This window comes from Myceligenerans pegani (assembly GCF_014892515.1).
GTDB classification, from domain to species: Bacteria; Actinomycetota; Actinomycetes; order Actinomycetales; family Cellulomonadaceae; genus Myceligenerans; species Myceligenerans pegani.
In genome coordinates this window covers 95,482-113,013 of record NZ_JADBGR010000088.1, presented here as the reverse complement: position 1 = coordinate 113,013, position 17,532 = coordinate 95,482, and the positions used below count along the sequence as shown (strand labels likewise).

Sequence of the window (17,532 nt, the reverse complement as noted above, 5' to 3'; positions counted from 1 at the left end):
GTTTCCTCTGCTTTCTGCGCAGCACGCCGAGACGCCCGGCGCCGGCGGTGTACGCGGCAGCGGGCCGTGGCGTGCGGGAATGTGTGTGGGAGGTCCAGGTGCTGGCGCGCGGCGAGGGCCGCGCGAGCGGTGGCGTGGCACTCACCCGAGGCGCGCGCCATCGCACGTCCGCGCGACGGCGCGGCGTGGGGACCGGCTCAGGCGAGGACCGCGAGCGCCGCCGGCGGGCCGCGGCGGGGAGTGCTCCTGGCCACGAGCACGGACGACGGTGTCGGCGTGAGGGCCGGACGCGGATGGAACGCCGGCCGGACGGGCGCGGGAACACGGGGCGCGGTCAGCGCGGGCAGCACGTGCCCGAACACCTGCAGGGCGACCCGTGCGGTGCCCTCGCCCGCCGCCATGAGGGCGGCGGTGGCCAGGATCGCCGCGACGTGCAGCGCCGTCATCCGCGGGCTGGACAGGTGACTGTGCGCCGCGTCGGCCGCGATCTGCGCGGTGGCGGGCGTGGTGGCCGTGCCGGCGTGGTGGCCGGCGTGCCCGAGCGACTGGACGGTGCCGGGGGTGGCCGCGGCGCTCGCGAGAGTGGACCAGCTCAGGGTCTGGTGCAGGAGGAACTGCAGGGCGCCGAGGAACGGCGCGAGCACCCACACGCGCGGCCGGACTCCGGCGACGACGCAGCTGGCCGACACCGTCAGGATGCCGAGCACGACCATCGGGCCGGTTCCGGGGAGCTCGCCGCCGCCGAGGCTGTGGGCGAGCGTCGCGAGACTCAGCGAGGTGGACGCGAGCAGGATCGTGCGCACCACGCGCATCACCTGTCCGAGCTCACCCATGGCAGAAGACTCTACGCGGAAGGGCGGACCGCCGGACCACCGTCGTCCACAGGCTCGGGCCGTGGGGTGTGCTATGGGTTCGCCGGGTGTCCGGCGGCGATGTCCGTGACCCGGTCTACGCTCGGCGTCGTGACCTACACCCCCTTGCACCTGGACTGGCCCGGTCTGCTCAATGCGCGTGACCTGGGCGGGATGCCGCTCGCGGGCGGTGCCGTCGTGGCCGAGCGCGCCCTGATCCGCTCGGAGTCGCTGAGCTGGCTCGAGCCGGGCGGCGTTCGCGCGGTGCGCGCCTACGGGATGTCGCGGGTGATCGATCTGCGGCGCCCGGCGGAGACGGTGGAGTACCCGCATCCGTTGAGTGGTGCGTCGGGCGGTGGCGGCTCCGACGCCGGGCTGGCGGGCGGCGACCCGGAGTACCTGAACCTGCCCGTCCAGGAGCCGGAAGACCCGGAGGAGGGGCCGTGGGCCCATCTGTACGCCGGCATGCTGAAGCGCCGGCCTGGGCTGTTCGCCCGGGCGGTGGGCGCGGTGGCGGACGCGCCCGAGGGGCCGGTGCTGGTGCACTGTGCGGCCGGCAAGGACCGCACGGGGCTGGTGGTCGCGTTCGTGCTGTCCCTGGCGGGTGCGGACGACGACCTGATCGCCGACGACTACGAACTGACGAATTCGCGGCTCGCCCCGCGCTGGGAACGGCACGTCGTGGAGCTGGAGCGTGCGCGTGCCGCCCACGAGGCGCGGAGGTCGGCGGGGCGGGTTCCGGGCGAGGAGGTGGACGACGGCGTGCTGCCGGGCTGGTTGCACCCGACGCGGCGCACGGCTGCCACGCGGGACGTCATGCTCGAGACCCTGGCGAGCCTGCGGGCGGAGCACGGTTCGGTCGCGGACTACCTCGCGCGTGGCGGGTTGAGCCACGGCCAGCGGGACGCGCTGGTGAAGCGGATTCGCGTCGAGGCGTGACCTCCGCGTGGCCCGGTCGGCGGTGTCGGGCGGGAGTCCGGGGCCATCGGGACGAGAGTCCGGGGCGGGGCCTCGTGCGGTGGCGGGCCTTGTCCTACGGGGCTACCTTCGGGACCGGCGGCGGACGATCCGCCGCCCACAGGGGGCGTGGATACCCGCCTGTGCCATGGGCACAAGGAGGCAGACATGGGACTCTTCGACAAGGCCAGGGAGATGGCGACGGATCCCGAGAACGTCGAGAAGGCGAAGGAGCTGCTCACCGACGAGAACGTGGACGCGGCCGCCGACAAGCTCAAGGAGGTCGCGCCGGACCAGGCGGACGGTGCGATCGACGGTCTCGCAGACAAGGCCAAGGAGTTCGGCGGGAACTGACCCGGCGAGGTCGCGCGGGGAGGCACCGCGCGGCCGCCCGCGAAGCCGCATCCCGGAGCGATTCCGTCGCTCAGGGATGCGGTTTTCGTCCGTCTTGGGTAACTTCACGGCGGCGGCGGAGGTGCCGTCGCCGGCAGGGGATCACGGACGACGTGCCTGCGAGCAGCAGGAGGAACTGGATATGGGACTTTTCGAGGCGGCCAAGAACTTCGTCACCGACCCGGAGAACATCGCCAGGGCGAAGCAGCTGCTGACCGACGAGAACGTCGACGCCGCTGCCGCCAAGCTCAGGGAACTCGCCCCCGAGCAGGCCAGGGGCGCGGTCGACGGCCTCGCGGAGAAGGCCAAGGAGTGGGGCGGCCCCGAGGACGAGAAGCCGGCGGTGGAGGGCAGTGAGCGGCCGGCCGCGACGCCGGAGGAGGCCGCGCCGCCGGAGGGCGACGAGCAGCCGGAAGAGGAGGAGAACCCGAAGGGCGACGAGAAGCCGGCCGTGGCGTCGGAGGGTGAGGGTCCGCGCCCCGCATGAGGCACGGAGCCGAGGCCGGTATCGAGTTCGCCCTGGGCACTCGGATCGGTACGATCGAGGGGCGTCGTCCATCTGGGACGACGCCCCTCGCGCGCGCGAGGGTCGTCAGCTTGCTGAAGGAGACCGTCCGTGTCCGACGTCGCATCGCCGCCCACCCGCCAGGACCTCACCCCCGGTGACGTCACCGAGACGGAGGCGACGACGACGACCACGGTGCCCACCACCGGTGCCGATCTGTACGGCGACCGCAAGGACGTCGTCGTCGTACGGGTCGACGGCACGTTGTGGGACCTGGATCGCGAGATTCCCGGCGGCGCGGTCGTGGAGCCCGTGACGATCGACGAGCCGGACGGGCTCGACGTCCTGCGGCACTCCGCGGCGCACGTGCTCGCCCAGGCCGTGCAGCAGATCAACCCCGAGGCGAAGCTCGGCATCGGGCCGCCCGTCAAGGACGGCTTCTACTACGACTTCGACGTCGCCGAGCCGTTCACGCCGGACGATCTCAAGGCCCTGGACAAGGCGATGGCCCGCATCATCAAGGAGGGGCAGACCTTCCGCCGGCGCGTCGTGACCGAGGAGGAGGCCCGCGCGGAGCTCGCCGGTGAGCCGTACAAGCTCGAGCTCATCGGGATCAAGGGGTCGGGCGACGACGCCGAGGAGGCGGCCGACGGCGCGAGCGTCGAGGTGGGCGCCGGTGAGCTGACCATCTACGAGAACGTGCGCGGAGCCGGGCGCGAGAGCGAGACCGTGGTGTGGAAGGACCTGTGCCGCGGCCCGCACCTGCCGAACACGAAGATCCTCGGCCAGGGCGTGAAGCTGATGCGCTCCGCCGCCGCCTACTGGCGCGGCAGCGAGAAGAACCCGATGCTGCAGCGCGTCTACGGCACCGCCTGGCCCAGCAAGGACGAGCTCAAGGCGTACCAGGAGCGCCTCGCGGAGGCCGAGCGCCGGGACCACCGCCGGCTGGGCACCGAGATGGACCTGTTCAGCTTCCCGGACGAGATCGGTTCCGGCCTGCCCGTGTTCCACCCCAAGGGTGGTGTCATCAAGCGGGTCATGGAGGACTACGTCCGCCAGCGGCACATCGAGGAGGGCTTCGACTACGTCGGCACCCCGCACATCAGCAAGGAGGGCCTGTTCCACACCTCGGGCCATCTGCCCTACTACGCCGACACGATGTTCCCGCCCATGGACCTCGAGGGGTCGGAGTACCGCCTCAAGGCGATGAACTGCCCGATGCACAACCTGATCTTCCGGTCCCGCGGCCGCTCCTACCGTGAACTGCCGCTGCGCCTGTTCGAGTTCGGGTCGGTCTACCGGTACGAGAAGTCCGGCGTCGTGCAGGGCCTCACCCGGGTGCGCGGCCTGACCCAGGACGACTCGCACTCGTACGTGACGCCCGACCAGGCGCCCGCCGAGGTGAAGCACCTGCTGAACTTCATGCTCAGCCTGCTCAAGGACTTCGGCCTGAACGACTTCTACCTGGAGATCTCCACGCGCGACCACGCCAAGCCGGGCAAGTTCGTCGGCTCGGACGAGGACTGGGCCGCGGCGACCAAGGTGCTCCAGGACGTCGCCACGGAGACCGGCCTCGAACTGGTTCCGGACCCCGGCGGCGCCGCGTTCTACGGCCCGAAGATCTCCGTCCAGGCGAAGGACGCGATCGGACGCACCTGGCAGCTCGGCACCGTGCAGTACGACTTCAACCAGCCCGAGGGCTTCGGCCTGGAGTACACCGCGCCGGACGGCACCAAGCAGCGCCCGGTCATGATCCACTCGGCGAAGTTCGGCTCCATCGAGCGGTTCATGGGCGTGCTCATCGAGCACTACGCCGGCCAGTTCCCCGTCTGGCTCGCGCCCGTGCAGGTTCTCGCGGTCCCGGTGGCCGAGGCGTTCGACGACTACCTGAAGGACGTCGTCGCGCAGCTCAAGGCCCAGGGCATCCGCGCCGAGATCGATCTGTCCGACGACCGCTTCGCCAAGAAGATCCGCAACGCCTCCAAGCAGAAGGTGCCGTTCACGCTCATCGCGGGCGGCGAGGACGCCGAGGCCGGGGCGGTCTCCTTCCGGTTCCGGGACGGCACCCAGGAGAACGGGGTGCTCGTCGCCGAGGCGGTCGAGAAGATCGTCGCGGCGGTCCGGGACCGGGCCCAGGTCTGACCCGGCCCGAGGCATGGACGTGAACGGTACGACGCCGGGTCCGGGGGCACCGACCGGATCGGCCCCCGGCCCGTCGTCGGCGGATCAGGACCAGCCGGAGAGCGCCGACGACGCGAGCGCCTTCGGCCCGGCCCAGGACCACTACCAGCGCCTCTGGAACCCGCACCGCATGGTGTACGTCGGCGGGCAGGGCAAGCCCGCCGACGGTTCGGAACTCCGGTGCCCGTTCTGCCGCATCCCGCAGGGCGACGACGAGCAGGGCCTCGTCGTCGCCCGCGGCGAACGCTGCTACGTGGTGCTCAACCTGTATCCGTACAACTCGGGGCACATGATGGTGCTGCCCTACCGGCACGTCTCGGACTACACCGACCTCGACGACGCCGAGACCGCGGAGCTGGCCGCCATGACACAGACGGCGATGCGTACCACGCGCGCCGCGTACGCCCCCGCCGGGTTCAACCTCGGCATCAACCAGGGCGAGGTGGCCGGCGCGGGCATCGCGGCCCACCTGCACCAGCACGTGGTGCCACGCTGGCCCGGCGACTCCAACTTCCTGCCCGTGGTCGCGCAGACCAAGTCGCTGCCCGAACTGCTCGCCGACACCCGGCGCCGACTCGCCGAGGCATGGCCCGGACCGGATCCGAGGACCGCCCACCGGCATACTTGACCGGCAAAGGGGCATCGCAGCGATCGGAGGCGGAGATGTTCGGTCGGCTTCGCAGCCTGATGACCACCGTGCTGACCCCGGTGGCCCGCTGGCTGCTGCGCCTCGGCGTCACGCCCGACGCGGTGACCGTCGCGGGCGCCATCGCCGTCACGGCGCTCGCACTCACGCTCCTGCCACTGGGACACCTGCTGCTCGGCGGGCTCCTGATCGGCTTCTTCGCGCTCCTGGACTCGCTGGACGGCGTGCTCGCACGGCTCTCGGGCCACACCAGCCGGTGGGGAGCGTTCCTGGACTCCACGCTGGACAGGGTGTCCGACGGCGCCGTGTTCGCGGGCATCACCCTCTACTTCGTGCTCCACCCGGACGTTCCCCACGCGACCTGGGGCGCGGTCGCGGCGCTCGCGTGCCTGGCGCTCGGCGGCATCGTCCCCTATGCCCGGGCCCGCGCCGAGGCCGTGGGCGCCACGGCGAAGAACGGCATCGCGGAGCGCACCGACCGCCTCGTGATCGGCCTCGCACCCGTCGCGTTCACCGACATCGGCCTTCCGATGGTGGCCGCCACCACCGCACTCACGGTGCTCGCGGTGGCGAGCGCCGTCACGGTCGGGCAGCGTGTGACCACCGTCCACCGACAGCTCGCGAAGGTCCCTCAGTGAAGAACGCCGCCGCGCAGCCCGCCGCGCCCGAGTCGCACCTCGCCACGCGTGCCTACGTGCTCGCCTGGAAGCTCGCCCCGATGGTCCCCGAGCCGCTGCTGCGGGCCCTCTTCTCGGTGATCGCCGACCTCACCTGGCTGCGCCGGACCACGGGCGTGCGGCGCCTCGAGGCCAACTACGCGCGCGTGCGGCCGGACCTGGACGAGGCCGGGATACGCCGCCTGTCCCGCGCCGGGATGCGTTCCTACATGCGGTACTTCCGTGAGGCGTTCACGCTGCACGCGCTGCGCCCCCACCAGGTGGACGCCCGCGTCCGCACCGAGGGGTACGAGGAGAACCTGCGCCCGTACCTCGACCTCGACGGCCCCGGGACCCCGCCCGACCGGCGCGGTGCCGCCGCACTGGTGCTCGGTCACACGGGCAACTGGGACCTCGCGGGGGCGTGGGGCGCCCTGCACATCGCGCCCGTCCTGACCGTCGCGGAGCGCCTGCGGCCCACCGAGCTCTTCAACCGGTTCGTGGAGTTCCGCCGGTCGATCGGCATCACCGCGCTCGGCCTGGGGGACGACGGCGTCTTCGCGGCCCTGGTCGCCGGAGCCAAGGACGGCAACCGCATCGTGCCGCTCCTGGCCGACCGCGACCTCACCGCCCGCGGCGTCGAGGTCGACCTGCTCGGGCACCGGGCCCGGGTCGCCGCCGGCCCCGCCGCCCTCGCGCTCGACGCCGACGTGCCGCTCGTCCCCGCCGGCATCCACTACGAACGCCTCCGTGGCGCCCGCCGTCGGGCCGCCGGCAGCCCGTGGGGCATCGTCATCACGTTCCACGAGCCCGTCATCGTCCCCGAGCACACCCTGCCGCGTGCCGAACGCGTGCGGCGCCTCACCCAGGGCTGGGTCGACGCCCTCGGACGCTCCGTCGCCGAGCACACCGCCGACTGGCACATGCTGCAACGCGTCTTCACCGACGACCTCGGCCGGCGGAGCTCGCGTGCCTGACCGGCGCCGCCGTCCCGACCCGCATCGTCGTCCACGCGTCGCACACCGGCGCGGCGGCCGCTCCGGCCCGGCGCGCCCGCTGCGCATCGGCATCGTGTGCCCCTACTCGTTCGACGCTCCCGGCGGCGTGCAGTTCCACGTGCGCGACCTCGCCCGGGCGCTGCGCGCGGCGGGGCACGACGTGTCGGTCCTCGCGCCGGCGTCCGAGGACACGCCGGTACCGGAGTTCGTCGTACCCGCCGGCCGGGCCGTCCCCATCCGCTACAACGGCTCCGTCGCTCGCCTCACGTTCGGGCCCGTCACCGCCCGCCGGGTCCGGCGCTGGCTCGCGGAGGGGGAGTTCGACGTGGTCCACCTGCACGAACCGATGACGCCGTCGGTCTCCCTGCTCGCGCTCCGGTACGCCGAGGTGCCGCTCGTGGCCACCTGCCACAGCTCGATGCCGCGCTCGCGCGCGCTGCGGGCCGCCTTCCCGCTCACGGGCCCGTTCGTCGAGAAGATCGCAGGGCGCATCGCCGTCTCCGAGGACGCCCGCCGCACCGTCGTCGACCACCTCGGGGGCGACGCCGTCGTCATCCCCAACGGCGTGTTCACGCAGGACTTCGCCCACGCACGGCCGCGCCCCGAGTGGCAGGGAGCGTCCGGCGCGCCGACGATAGCCTTCCTCGGCAGGCTCGACGAACCACGCAAGGGCCTTGACGTCCTCCTCGCGGCCGCCGCCACGATCCTCGACCGGCTGCCGGGCGCCCGGTTCCTCGTGGCCGGATCCGGCACCGACGTCCCCGCGCGCGTCCGCGCCGCCCTCGGTGAACACGCTCACGCCGTCGAACTCCTCGGGCGGGTGACCGACGAGGAGAAGGCGTCCCTCCTCGTCTCCGCCGACCTCTATGTCGCGCCGCAGACCGGTGGCGAGTCGTTCGGCATCGTGCTGGTCGAGGCGATGAGTGCCGGGGCCGTCGTCGTCGCCAGCGAGCTCGGGGCGTTCCGGCGCGTCCTGGACGACGGCGCGGCGGGCGCGCTCTTCGCCACCGGCGACCCGGAGGCGCTCGCGGCCGAGGTCGTCGCGCTGGCGGGGGATCCGGAACGGCGCGAGCGCTACCGGAACCGCGCGCGGGAGGCGGTACGCGCCTACGACTGGTCGGTGGTCACCGGACAGGTGCTGGCCGTCTACGAGACCGTCCTGTCCGCCGGTGACGTCCTCGGTCCCCGCGGCCGCCTTCCCGGCCTGGCCGACGGCGTGCGCGAGGTGCTCGGCCGGGCTCGCAGGGGATGGCGATGAGCTGGTCGGAGATCGCGTTCTGGTCCCTGGTCGTCGCCCTCGTGGTGCTGTGGGCGGCGTGGCGGGTGGCGTCGCGCCTGGACGGGCTGCACCGCAAGGTCGCCGGATCCCGCGGCGCGCTCGACGCGCAGCTGGTGCGCCGGGCGTGGGCGGCGGTGGACCTGGCGTCGTCGGGCGGGATGGACCCGGCCTCCGCCCTGGTCGTGGTCGACGCGGCCTACGTGGTGCTGGACGCCGCCGATCCCGAGACCGGCGAGCACGTGCTCGCGATCGACGGCCTGCCGACGGCGCGCGAGGACGCCGAGAGCAACCTGAGCGCGGCCCTGCGCGAGGCACTCGGCGACGCGGAGGAGATCGCCGGGCTGCGTGCCGGGCCGGCCGGCGAGCAGGCGGCCGCCCTGGCCGCGGCCTGGTACCGGGCGACGCTCGCGCGCAGGTTCCACAACGAGGCCGTGACCCAGGCCCGGCGGGTGCGGCGGCGCTGGTACGTGCGCGCCGCCCACCTTCCCGGACGTGCGCCGATGCCGCACACCGTGGAACTGGACGACCGGATGCCGGAAGGGTTGGACCGGGGTGTCGGACCCGGCGCGTAGGATCGTTGGTGAGGGCGCCGGACCGGCGTCCGGTACGGACCGGAACGAGCGAGGTAGTGGTGGCTGACGAGACGACGACGGGCGCTGGCACGGGGAGTGCGGGCACTGTCGGCACCGCGCGCGTGAAGCGCGGCATGGCCGAGATGCTCAAGGGCGGCGTGATCATGGACGTCGTCACGCCCGAGCAGGCGAAGATCGCCGAGGACGCCGGCGCGGTGGCCGTGATGGCCCTGGAGCGTGTCCCGGCGGACATCCGGGCGCAGGGCGGCGTGAGCCGTATGAGCGACCCGGACATGATCGACGGCATCATCGACGCCGTCTCCATCCCGGTGATGGCGAAGGCGCGCATCGGGCACTTCGTCGAGGCGCAGGTGCTGCAGTCGCTCGGGGTCGACTACATCGACGAGTCCGAGGTGCTCACGCCCGCCGACTACACGAACCACATCGACAAGTGGGGCTTCACCGTGCCCTTCGTGTGCGGTGCGACCAACCTGGGCGAGGCGCTCCGCCGCATCACCGAGGGCGCCGCGATGATCCGCTCCAAGGGCGAGGCGGGCACGGGCGACGTGTCGAACGCGACCACGCACATGCGGCAGATCCGCCAGCAGATCCGCAAGCTCTCCTCGCTCCCGGAGGACGAGCTGTACGTCGCCGCCAAGGAGCTCCAGGCACCGTACGAGCTGGTCGCGGAGGTGGCGCGGGAGGGCAAGCTGCCCGTCGTGCTGTTCACCGCGGGCGGCATCGCCACGCCGGCCGACGCCGCGATGATGATGCAGCTCGGCGCCGAGGGCGTGTTCGTGGGCTCGGGCATCTTCAAGTCCGGCGACCCGGTGACGCGCGCCAAGGCGATCGTGCAGGCCACGACGTTCTACGACGACGCCGACGTGATCTCCAAGGTCTCCCGCGGCCTGGGCGAGGCGATGGTCGGCATCAACGTCGAGGACGACCCGGAACCGGTGCGCCTGGCCGAGCGGGGCTGGTAAGCCAGGCCGGCCGACCCGGGAGCCGATCGAGAGGCCCTGCAGACGTGAGCGTCTGCAGGGCCTCTCGATCAGCGGAATCTGGGACTTCAGTGGTGCAGAACAGCGACGTGCAGGGTCGGCAGGCGGGCGACTTGCCTTGGCATCTGGGTAGAAAAAGTTATACCATTGGTTCATGAAGACAGCGATCAGCCTCCCGGACCACGCGGCCGAGCGCTTCGACCACATCGCCCAGAAGCACGGAATGACCCGGTCGGAGTTCTATCGACGTGCCGCCGAGCACTACGCCGACGAGCTGACCGGTGCAGACCTGACAGCTCAGATCGACGATGCGATCGACGCCATAGGGCAGCCTGGCGACGACGCCGCCGAGTTCCGCCGGGCTGCGAACGCCCGCCTGGTGGAGGAGCCGGACGAGTGGTGATCCGGCGCGCGGAGGTGTGCTGGGTCGACTTCGGAGAGCCCAAGGGGAGTGCACCTGCCAAGCGGCGTCCAGCCGTGGTCGTGCAGTCCGACCAGTACAACAAGTCCCGCATCGCGACCGTCGTCGTTCTGCCGATCACGTCCAACACCGCCCTTGCCAGGCACCCAGGTAACGTGTTCCTGCCGGCGCCGGCCTCCGGACTGCCGAAGGACTCGGTGGTGAATGTATCCCAGCCGATGACGGTGGACCGCGCGGACATCGACCAGACCGGCAGCGTTCTGCCAGAGAATCTGATGGATGCCGTCGATGCGGGCCTGCGGCGAGTTGTCGATCTGTGACGCACGATCTTGGACCACGGCATCAACGTCGAGGAGGACCCGGAGCCTGTGCGCCTGGCCGAGCGCGGCTGGTGAGCCCGGCCGGCCCGTCCGGGAACTGAGCGAGAGGCCCCGCGGACCGAGTATGTGCGGGGCCTCTCTAGTTGCGGAATCAGCGACTTCGGTGGTGCAGAACAGCGACTTTCGGTTTGCAGAGCAGCGACTGCAGGGTGTCATGTTGCCCGTGCCGCTGCACTCGTCGGTGGTGGCGAACTGCTGGGGCCGCTGCTGGAGGGCCTTGTGGTCTCCGAGTTGCGCAAGCAGCAGACCTGGAGCGACACCCGCTACTCCGTCTTTCACTACCGCGAGACGTCGGGCGTCGAGGTGGACATCCTCCTCGAACTCGACGACGGCCGGGTCCTCGGCCTCGAGGTGAAAGCGAAGCAGACCTACAAGCCCGAGCACTTCCGTGGTCTGCAGCGCCTTGCCGAGCGTTTGGGCGACAGGTTCCTGGGCGGTGTCGTGCTGGGCACGGCGGATCAGAGGTGCGGTTCGGCGAGAACCTCATCGGGCTGCCCATCGCATCTCTGTGGGACCTCTGACCGGGTCACCCGTCGATCCGGAGTTGCCCGGGGAGCGCGCCAATCGTGGACCACGGCATCGACGTCGAGGAGGACCCGGAGCCGGTGCACCTGGCCGAGCGCGGCTGGTGATCAGGTCCTGACCAACGCGCCGCGGCCCTGCCGACGTCACGTCCGCGGGGGCTCGACGTCCTCTTCCTGTCAGAGCATGAAGGGACCTGCGAGGCGATTTCCCTTCGCCGGCATTGTCCGGATCAGGTAGTGGGGGTCGCCAGCCGGCCTTTTCAACCTTCTGGCCTCTCAGCCTCTCGGCTCCCTCGCCTGTCTCGCAGGCCAACTTCTACGCTACTCCTGCCCGGCCCGGTTGGGTAGGGGTCTCGGGCTTGGATTCGAGCCTCGTGGCGGTGTGTGTGCGACCAGGGCATCTTCGGCGGGCAGGTGATGGAAGGGCAGTGGACCGGCTGGAACTCGTTTCCGGCACGTGCCAGGTTCCACCCATGACGAACGGCGCAACGAACCCGCACTTTACCGCCTGGGTCGAGCACTTCGAGGCCAACGTCGCCGTCCAGGTCGCGATGGAGCGCGACGTCGACTGGGATGCCCCGTGCAGCCTGCCCGACCCGGTGCGGCGGGCCTTCGTCCGTTCGTTCCAGCGATTCGAACTGGGTGAGAACGGGGACGGCGAAAGGCTCCTTGCCCACGCGAAGGCAGCCGGCGACCCCGTCTACCATCGTGCGCTGTCCCTCCTGGTCGCAGAGGAGCAGCGGCACTCCGCCCTGTTCCGACGCGGGCTGGAACATCTGGGTGCGCCGGTGATGAGGTCCCATTGGTCGGACGCCGCCTTCACCGTCCTGCGCCGTTCGTTCGGCCTGCGTACCGAGCTCGCGCTCTTCCTCGTCGCCGAATCCGTGGCGATGGGCTGGTTCACAGCGCTCGCCACCGCCGCGCCCGACGCCGTGCTGCGTGGCATCGGGCGCCGCATCGCGCACGACGAACGTCACCATCTGCGGTTCCAGGTCGACCGGCTTCGCGTCGGCTTCGTGGGTACACCCGCTGTGCTGCGGGCGCTGGTGGGGTTCGGCTGGAGCATCGTCGCGATCGGTGCCGTCACTGTGCTGGTCGTCGACCACGGCGACGCACTCCGTGCGTGCGGCCTGAGCCCGGCGCGTTACTGGTGGCGCGCGCTGGGGACCTTCGGCCGCACGGCGTTCGACGCGCTCGGGCGAACACGCCGCGGCGTCGAAGGACCACTGCCCTGAGGCTCTCGACGAGTCACACCTCGCGGCCGGTGCGCCTCGCCGAGCGCCCGCCGAGGATCCCCCGTCCGGGGGATCGTCAAGTGTGCTCCACAGGGTGATGTGCGTGCCGGTGGCGCGTTCGTAGGGTCCACGGCATGACCTCGGGCTGAGCCTGTTCGGGCTGGTGATCGCCTGCATCGCCGCCCTCGGCGGCCATCACGTCTCCCGGATCCTCACCAAGCTCCAGCTGTGCGACCGGGTGCAGGCCGTGGCCCACGCCTACCGTCACGGCCTGATCGAGTAGCAGAGTTGCGCCGTTCCCCGGGCCGCCAGACCTTCACGCCCGTCGGTGGTCGTCAATCGCTCCAGGAACTCGTCCAGGTCGCCGTCGTCGCCGGCCGCGTCGTCGGGCACCTCGGCAGTGGTGGCAAGGAAGTCCTGGACGACGCCGGTCGCGGTCGCCTCCCATGACGGCGCGGCGGTCCGGTCGGAGCCGTCGGGGAACAGGCGCAGGCTTCCGCCGCCGGTCGCGACGACCAGCACACCACCCGCACCACCGGCGAGGGCGGTGACCGGGGCGCCGTCGGGCAGCTCGTGGGCGACGGCCTCGGCACGGGCGACGTCGAGAGCGACGAGGGTGCCGTGCGGGGTCCCGACCCACACCGTGCCGGGATCGCCGAACGCGATGTCGTGCCGGGACCACGAGTGGAGCTCGGCAAGCCACTCCGGCGGGTACGGAAAGCCCGGGCTCTCGTCCATGAGCGTGGTGGACAGCACGAGCCGCAGGCTCGGCATCTCGAACACCTGCAACGTCTGGCCGTAGGCGTTCCCGCGGATCGCGACGTACCGCCCGTCGGGGCTCACCACCGGCGTCTCGTACCCGTCGACATCCAGCAGCAGCGCCCGGTCCACGACGCTCCTCCTGCCGGTGGCGGGGTCGATCCGGGTGAACAGGCCGTGCGTCGCGCTCTGGTCGCTGACGTACGAGAGGGCCAGGCGCCCGCCGGGCCAGACCGAGAACCCCGTGTCCCACCCCGGCGAGGACCCGACGTCGCCGGTCGCCAGGCGGATCGTCGTCGACCGCTCGTAGCCGCTGACCAGGAGCGTGGCACCGTCGGGCGTGAACGCCACGTCTCCACCGGCGCCGTCGTCATCCGCGACGGGTGGTGCCCAGCCCGGCGTCGTGGCGCCGTCCGGGGCCCACCACGCCAAGCCGTCCGAGCCGTTCACCACGAGCAGCGCCCTCTCCGGATGCCACGCCGCCGACGGCACGAGCCGCATCCGGTCCCACCCGGGCGCGTCGCCGTACGCGTCCTCGCCGACCGTCGCGACACAAGTCAGGTCTCCGGACTCCCATCCCCACACGTGCACCGTCGTCCGCGCCGCGTCCAGTCCCGCGACCCACGGCAGCCGCGGATGCGGCACCAGACGTTCCACCACGACGCCGTCGGGAAGCGTCGCGCCGGCCAGAGGCTCGATCGTCGTCACGGCACGAGACCCTAGACCCACCACACCCACCATTCCGTATCGTCTTCGGCATGACCTGGCGCAGCGACCACGATGATCACCGTCGAGAAGGAGCCGTAACGCGTCCACCCGGCCGAGCGGGCCTGGCGACCTCCGAGGGCGTCGCACGCTCCCTGGGACCCGACTGGCGCCTCGCGCCGGACGGGATCCGCGAGCGCGACGCGGCCCGCGTCGTGCTGCTCGACGACGCGGGCCGCGTGCTGCTCGTGCGGGGACACGATCTGGACGAGCCGGGCCGCTCGTGGTGGTTCACGCTGGGCGGAGGGATCGACGCGGGGGAGACCGCCCTCGAGGCCGCGCTGCGCGAGGTCCGTGAGGAGGCGGGCCTGATCCTGTCCCCGGAGGACCTGGAGGGGCCGGTGCTCACCCGCACCGGCATCTTCGACTTCTACGCCGAGACGTGCCGGCAGCACGAGGTGTTCTTCCTCGCCCGTCTGCCCGGTGGGCACACGCCGGATCGCTCGGGCTGGACGGAGATCGAGCGGGAGGTGCTGGACGACATGGCGTGGCTGTCGGCCGACGAACTGCGCGCCCAGCCGCTGGAGGTGTTCCCGCACGAGCTGCCCGACGTCGTCGACGCCCTCGTCGCGGGCTGGGACGGCACGGTCCGCCACCTGGGGACGCAGAACGACGACTGATCGGTGCATGACTCCCGGGCGGCAGCCGGACCGCCGGTCGGGCGTCTCGAGGGTCACGAAGTACGCATCGGCCGATCGTTCGGCGCGCGTCCTGGTGTTCAGGTGTCCGGTTGCGGTTGACTTGGCCCGTGTTGCGTGGGCGTGAGGGCTGGAACCGTCGCGGGGCGGCGTCGCTGCCTGACGGCGGTCTCGTGCGCCTGCTCGATCCCGCGTTGCGGGCCGTGCCGTTCTCCGGGCGCGACACCGAGATGGGGGACCTGACGAGCTGGGCGGGCGGCGCGGAGCCGGTCCGTGTGCGGCTGCTGACCGGGCTCGGTGGCTGCGGGAAGTCGCGGCTCGCGGTGGAGCTGAGCGCGCGGCTCGGCCGTCGTCGCTGGCGGTCGGTCTGGCTCGACCCCGCCGACGAACCCCGGGACGTGGCGGCGGCGTGCCGCGGTCCGCGCGTCCTCGTCGTCGTGGACGACGCCGCGTCCTTCCCCCGCCTGGACGACCAGCTCGGTGCGCTCCGGGACGCGGAGGCCGGCCGGATCCGGGTGCTGCTGCTCGCACGGACGGGCCGGCACTGGTGGACGCGGCTGCGCTGGGCGAGCACCCTGTGGACGGGCCCCAGAGCCGTGCCGACCTCGATGTCCCATGTCGGGCCGCCGGCGCAGAGCCTGGCCCGGATGGTCCGGGCGGCGGCGTCGGCGTTCGCGGCGCGACTCGGGACCCAGACCCCGGACCTCGTGGTGGCCGACCTGCCCGCCGACGCGGACCCGCCGCGATTCGGCGACGTGCACGCCGCGGTGCTGGCGGTCCTGGCCGGGCGGGAGGCCGGCGACGCCGACGCGGTGGTCGATGTCGCGCGCGGGCCCGGAGCGCTGCTGGACCACGAGCGGGATCGGTGGGAGGACACGGACGCCGTCGTGGCGCGCGCCCTGCTCTGCGGTGACCGGCGCGACCTGCCCGACCGGCTCGCCGAACTGCACGTGGCACGGACGCTGACCGCCGCCCCCGGGATGACGGAGGTCTGCACCGCCCGGATCACGCCCGACGAGGCGTTCGAGGTCGCCATGTTCGCGTTCCGTCTCGACGTCGACACCCCGGCGGTGACCGGGGCGGGCCGCCTCACGGGCGCGCTGCTGGAGCAGGTCGCCAACCAACTGCCCGACGACCGGGGGCACCTGGAACGGGTCCTGCGGCTGTTCCCCCGGCGGCCCGCGCCCGCGGCGCAGGCCGCAGATCTGGCATCGCGGCTCGTGACGGTGCTCGCGGCGGACGAGGCCGGGGACTCGGTCAGCCACGCCGAGGCACTCGGCGCACTGGCGCGCGCGCTCGACGAGACGGGGCGACCCGACGAGGCGTACGGCCCGGCGGAGAGGGCGGAGGCGATGTGGCGGCGGATCACCCGGGCCGACCCGCTGCGCTACCGGATCGCTCTCTGGTACGCGATGCACGACCTCGCGGTCATGTGCTTCGGGACCGGACGCGACAAGGAGTTCGCGACGCTGGTGGACGAGGCCGTGTCCGCGTGGAGCTCGGTCCCCGACGTCGAGGCGGTGTGGACGGAACCGGAGCTCGCGTGGGCGATGCACTCGCTGGAGGCGACGAGCGCCCCGGGGAGCGTGGACGCGGCGCGCTGGTACCACGATCGGGCCGTCGCGCTCCTGCGCGGCCTGGTCGCCCGTGATCCCGTGGCGTACGCGGAGATGCTCGCGATGGTCCAGGCCAATCTGCTGCTCCTGGTGAACCGGGGGAGACCCGCCGAGGCGCTGGAGGGCCTGCGCGAGTCCGTGGCGATCAGGCGCAGGCTCGCCCGCGACCGGCCGGAGGCGTTCGAGCGAAAGCTGGCGTACAGCCTGTCGAATCTCAGCCATGCGCTCGCCGCACTGGGAGATGTGGCAGAGGCCCTCGCCGCGGGGCAGGAGGCACTGGCGCTGCGTCGGCGGGCCCTGCGGAAGGCGTCGTCGTCGGCCCGCGGCGGTGCACCCAAGCTGCGGTTCGAGCTGGCGTGGTCGCTGTCCGGCGTCGGCGTCCTGCTGTCCGAGCAAGGGCGGCCGCACGAGGCGCTCTCGCTCGAGGAGGAGGCGTTGTCGATCCGCCGCGATCTCGCCGGCGACGCTCCCGACCGCTACCGCGAGGAGCTCGCCACGTCGTGCTCGAACCTCGGCGTGACGTACTCGCGCCTCGGGAGGTTCGGCGACGCGCTGCGCCTGGAGCAGGAGGCGGTGGAGATCCGGCGTGATCTCCTCCGGCGTTCCTCCTCGAGCCGGCACCGCCAGCATCTCGCCCGGTCCCTGTCGAACCTGGGCGTGCGCTACTCGGACATGGGGCGCACCGAGGACGCCGTCGAGCCCACGCAGGAGGCCGTGAGCCTCATGCGGCAGGCGGCCCGCGACGACCGGTGGCAGCACCTCCCGGATCTCGCGACGGCGCTGGCCAACCTGGGGGCCACGTACACGGACCTCTCCCGCGCCCAGGACGCCGTCGGCCCGCTGCACGAGGCGGTCGGGGCGCTGCGCGACCTGAGCAGGGAACATCCGGAGAAGCACCTGCCGGGCCTCGCGTCGGCGCTGACCGCCCTGGCCGTCGCCCTCGGCGAGCAGCGTCGCTACGTCTCGGCGGCCGCGTCCGCCCGGGAGGCGGTCCGGATCCGCGACCGGCTCGCCGCCACGGACCAGCGGCGGTTCGGTGACGACCTTGCGCGATCGGTGCGCGTGCTTGCCGACATCGAGGCCGCCTTGCCCACGGACGGATCACGCAAAGGTCCCTTCCTTGCTGCGCGATCGGAGCGTGCATGAGTTTGAATA

The 17,532-nt window shown here is 72.3% G+C and carries 18 protein-coding genes; 16 read left to right on the top strand and 2 right to left on the bottom strand.

Translation table 11 applies throughout. From position 1 onward, the window contains the following. Positions 1-197 precede the first annotated feature (197 nt). Positions 198-833: a hypothetical protein gene (locus tag IIE03_RS13845; protein ID WP_192863347.1), complete on the bottom strand. Its 636-nt coding sequence runs from the start codon at positions 831-833 to the stop codon at positions 198-200. Positions 834-962: 129 nt separating this feature from the next. On the opposite strand from IIE03_RS13845, the gene IIE03_RS13840 reads away from it, so the two are divergent. The 14 genes from IIE03_RS13840 (at position 963) to IIE03_RS13775 (ending at position 12,599) form a co-directional block, all read left to right on the top strand. Then, positions 963-1,790 carry a tyrosine-protein phosphatase gene (locus IIE03_RS13840; RefSeq protein WP_192863346.1) on the top strand — a complete coding sequence of 276 codons (828 nt, stop codon included), beginning with the start codon at positions 963-965 and terminating at the stop codon, positions 1,788-1,790. 186 nt (positions 1,791-1,976) lie between these two features. Beyond that, a complete protein-coding gene (locus tag IIE03_RS13835; RefSeq protein WP_192863345.1) occupies positions 1,977-2,162 on the top strand; it encodes a hypothetical protein in 186 nt (61 codons plus the stop codon). A 181-nt stretch (positions 2,163-2,343) separates the two neighbouring features. Continuing rightward, entirely contained in the window at positions 2,344-2,688 is a 345-nt protein-coding gene (locus IIE03_RS13830; protein WP_192863344.1) for a hypothetical protein, read from the top strand. Between the two features lie 129 nt (positions 2,689-2,817). Then, a complete protein-coding gene (gene thrS / locus IIE03_RS13825) occupies positions 2,818-4,848 on the top strand; it encodes a threonine--tRNA ligase (protein ID WP_192863343.1) in 2,031 nt (676 codons plus the stop codon). Between the two features lie 13 nt (positions 4,849-4,861). Next, positions 4,862-5,515 (top strand): HIT family protein, encoded by a 654-nt coding sequence (locus tag IIE03_RS13820; protein WP_192863342.1) that lies wholly within the window; start codon positions 4,862-4,864, stop codon positions 5,513-5,515. A 35-nt stretch (positions 5,516-5,550) separates the two neighbouring features. Then, positions 5,551-6,171, top strand: a complete 621-nt coding sequence (gene pgsA / locus IIE03_RS13815) for a phosphatidylinositol phosphate synthase (RefSeq protein ID WP_192863341.1) — start codon at positions 5,551-5,553, stop codon at positions 6,169-6,171. After that, complete coding sequence (locus tag IIE03_RS13810) at positions 6,168-7,166, top strand: phosphatidylinositol mannoside acyltransferase (RefSeq protein WP_192863340.1); 999 nt, start codon at positions 6,168-6,170, stop codon at positions 7,164-7,166. The genes pgsA and IIE03_RS13810 overlap by 4 nt, the downstream gene beginning before the upstream one ends. 79 nt (positions 7,167-7,245) lie before the next feature. Further along, complete coding sequence (locus IIE03_RS13805; RefSeq protein ID WP_192863415.1) at positions 7,246-8,445, top strand: glycosyltransferase family 4 protein; 1,200 nt, start codon at positions 7,246-7,248, stop codon at positions 8,443-8,445. Next, positions 8,442-9,038, top strand: coding sequence for a hypothetical protein (locus tag IIE03_RS13800; RefSeq protein ID WP_192863339.1), 597 nt, complete (start codon positions 8,442-8,444; stop codon positions 9,036-9,038). Before IIE03_RS13805 ends, IIE03_RS13800 begins: the two co-directional genes overlap by 4 nt. Positions 9,039-9,097: 59 nt before the next feature. After that, complete coding sequence (gene pdxS, locus IIE03_RS13795) at positions 9,098-10,021, top strand: pyridoxal 5'-phosphate synthase lyase subunit PdxS (RefSeq protein WP_192863338.1); 924 nt, start codon at positions 9,098-9,100, stop codon at positions 10,019-10,021. A 172-nt stretch (positions 10,022-10,193) separates the two neighbouring features. Next, the gene (locus IIE03_RS13790) at positions 10,194-10,442 is read left to right on the top strand and encodes a ribbon-helix-helix protein, CopG family (protein ID WP_192863337.1); all 249 of its coding nucleotides are present in this window, start codon (positions 10,194-10,196) and stop codon (positions 10,440-10,442) included. Next, the gene (locus IIE03_RS13785; RefSeq protein ID WP_192863336.1) at positions 10,436-10,780 is read left to right on the top strand and encodes a type II toxin-antitoxin system PemK/MazF family toxin; all 345 of its coding nucleotides are present in this window, start codon (positions 10,436-10,438) and stop codon (positions 10,778-10,780) included. The genes IIE03_RS13790 and IIE03_RS13785 overlap by 7 nt, the downstream gene beginning before the upstream one ends. Positions 10,781-10,906: 126 nt before the next feature. Next, positions 10,907-11,602 (top strand): DUF4143 domain-containing protein, encoded by a 696-nt coding sequence (locus tag IIE03_RS27125; protein ID WP_456299262.1) that lies wholly within the window; start codon positions 10,907-10,909, stop codon positions 11,600-11,602. Between the two features lie 235 nt (positions 11,603-11,837). Further along, entirely contained in the window at positions 11,838-12,599 is a 762-nt protein-coding gene (locus IIE03_RS13775) for a ferritin-like domain-containing protein (RefSeq protein ID WP_192863335.1), read from the top strand. A 264-nt stretch (positions 12,600-12,863) separates the two neighbouring features. On the opposite strand, the gene IIE03_RS13765 is transcribed toward IIE03_RS13775, so the two are convergent. Then, positions 12,864-14,066: a TolB-like translocation protein gene (locus IIE03_RS13765; protein ID WP_192863334.1), complete on the bottom strand. Its 1,203-nt coding sequence runs from the start codon at positions 14,064-14,066 to the stop codon at positions 12,864-12,866. A 50-nt stretch (positions 14,067-14,116) separates the two neighbouring features. Between IIE03_RS13765 and IIE03_RS13760 the strand changes: the two genes are divergently transcribed. Then, on the top strand, positions 14,117-14,743 hold the full coding sequence (locus IIE03_RS13760) for an NUDIX hydrolase (RefSeq protein WP_192863333.1): 627 nt from the start codon (positions 14,117-14,119) through the stop codon (positions 14,741-14,743). A 128-nt stretch (positions 14,744-14,871) separates the two neighbouring features. Continuing rightward, complete coding sequence (locus IIE03_RS13755) at positions 14,872-17,523, top strand: tetratricopeptide repeat protein (protein ID WP_192863332.1); 2,652 nt, start codon at positions 14,872-14,874, stop codon at positions 17,521-17,523. The last annotated feature ends 9 nt before the right edge of the window (positions 17,524-17,532 follow it).

What these genes read in the sequence shown, in the direction of transcription:
- IIE03_RS13845 (WP_192863347.1), bottom strand. Translation starts at nt 833, where the DNA reads ATGGGTGAGCTCGGACAGGTGATGCGCGTGGTGCGCACGATCCTGCTC.
- IIE03_RS13835 (WP_192863345.1), top strand. Translation starts at nt 1,977, where the DNA reads ATGGGACTCTTCGACAAGGCCAGGGAGATGGCGACGGATCCCGAGAAC.
- IIE03_RS13830 (WP_192863344.1), top strand. Translation starts at nt 2,344, where the DNA reads ATGGGACTTTTCGAGGCGGCCAAGAACTTCGTCACCGACCCGGAGAAC.
- IIE03_RS13820 (WP_192863342.1), top strand. Translation starts at nt 4,862, where the DNA reads ATGGACGTGAACGGTACGACGCCGGGTCCGGGGGCACCGACCGGATCG.
- pgsA (WP_192863341.1), top strand. Translation starts at nt 5,551, where the DNA reads ATGTTCGGTCGGCTTCGCAGCCTGATGACCACCGTGCTGACCCCGGTG.
- IIE03_RS13800 (WP_192863339.1), top strand. Translation starts at nt 8,442, where the DNA reads ATGAGCTGGTCGGAGATCGCGTTCTGGTCCCTGGTCGTCGCCCTCGTG.
- IIE03_RS13790 (WP_192863337.1), top strand. Translation starts at nt 10,194, where the DNA reads ATGAAGACAGCGATCAGCCTCCCGGACCACGCGGCCGAGCGCTTCGAC.
- IIE03_RS13775 (WP_192863335.1), top strand. Translation starts at nt 11,838, where the DNA reads ATGACGAACGGCGCAACGAACCCGCACTTTACCGCCTGGGTCGAGCAC.
- IIE03_RS13760 (WP_192863333.1), top strand. Translation starts at nt 14,117, where the DNA reads ATGACCTGGCGCAGCGACCACGATGATCACCGTCGAGAAGGAGCCGTA.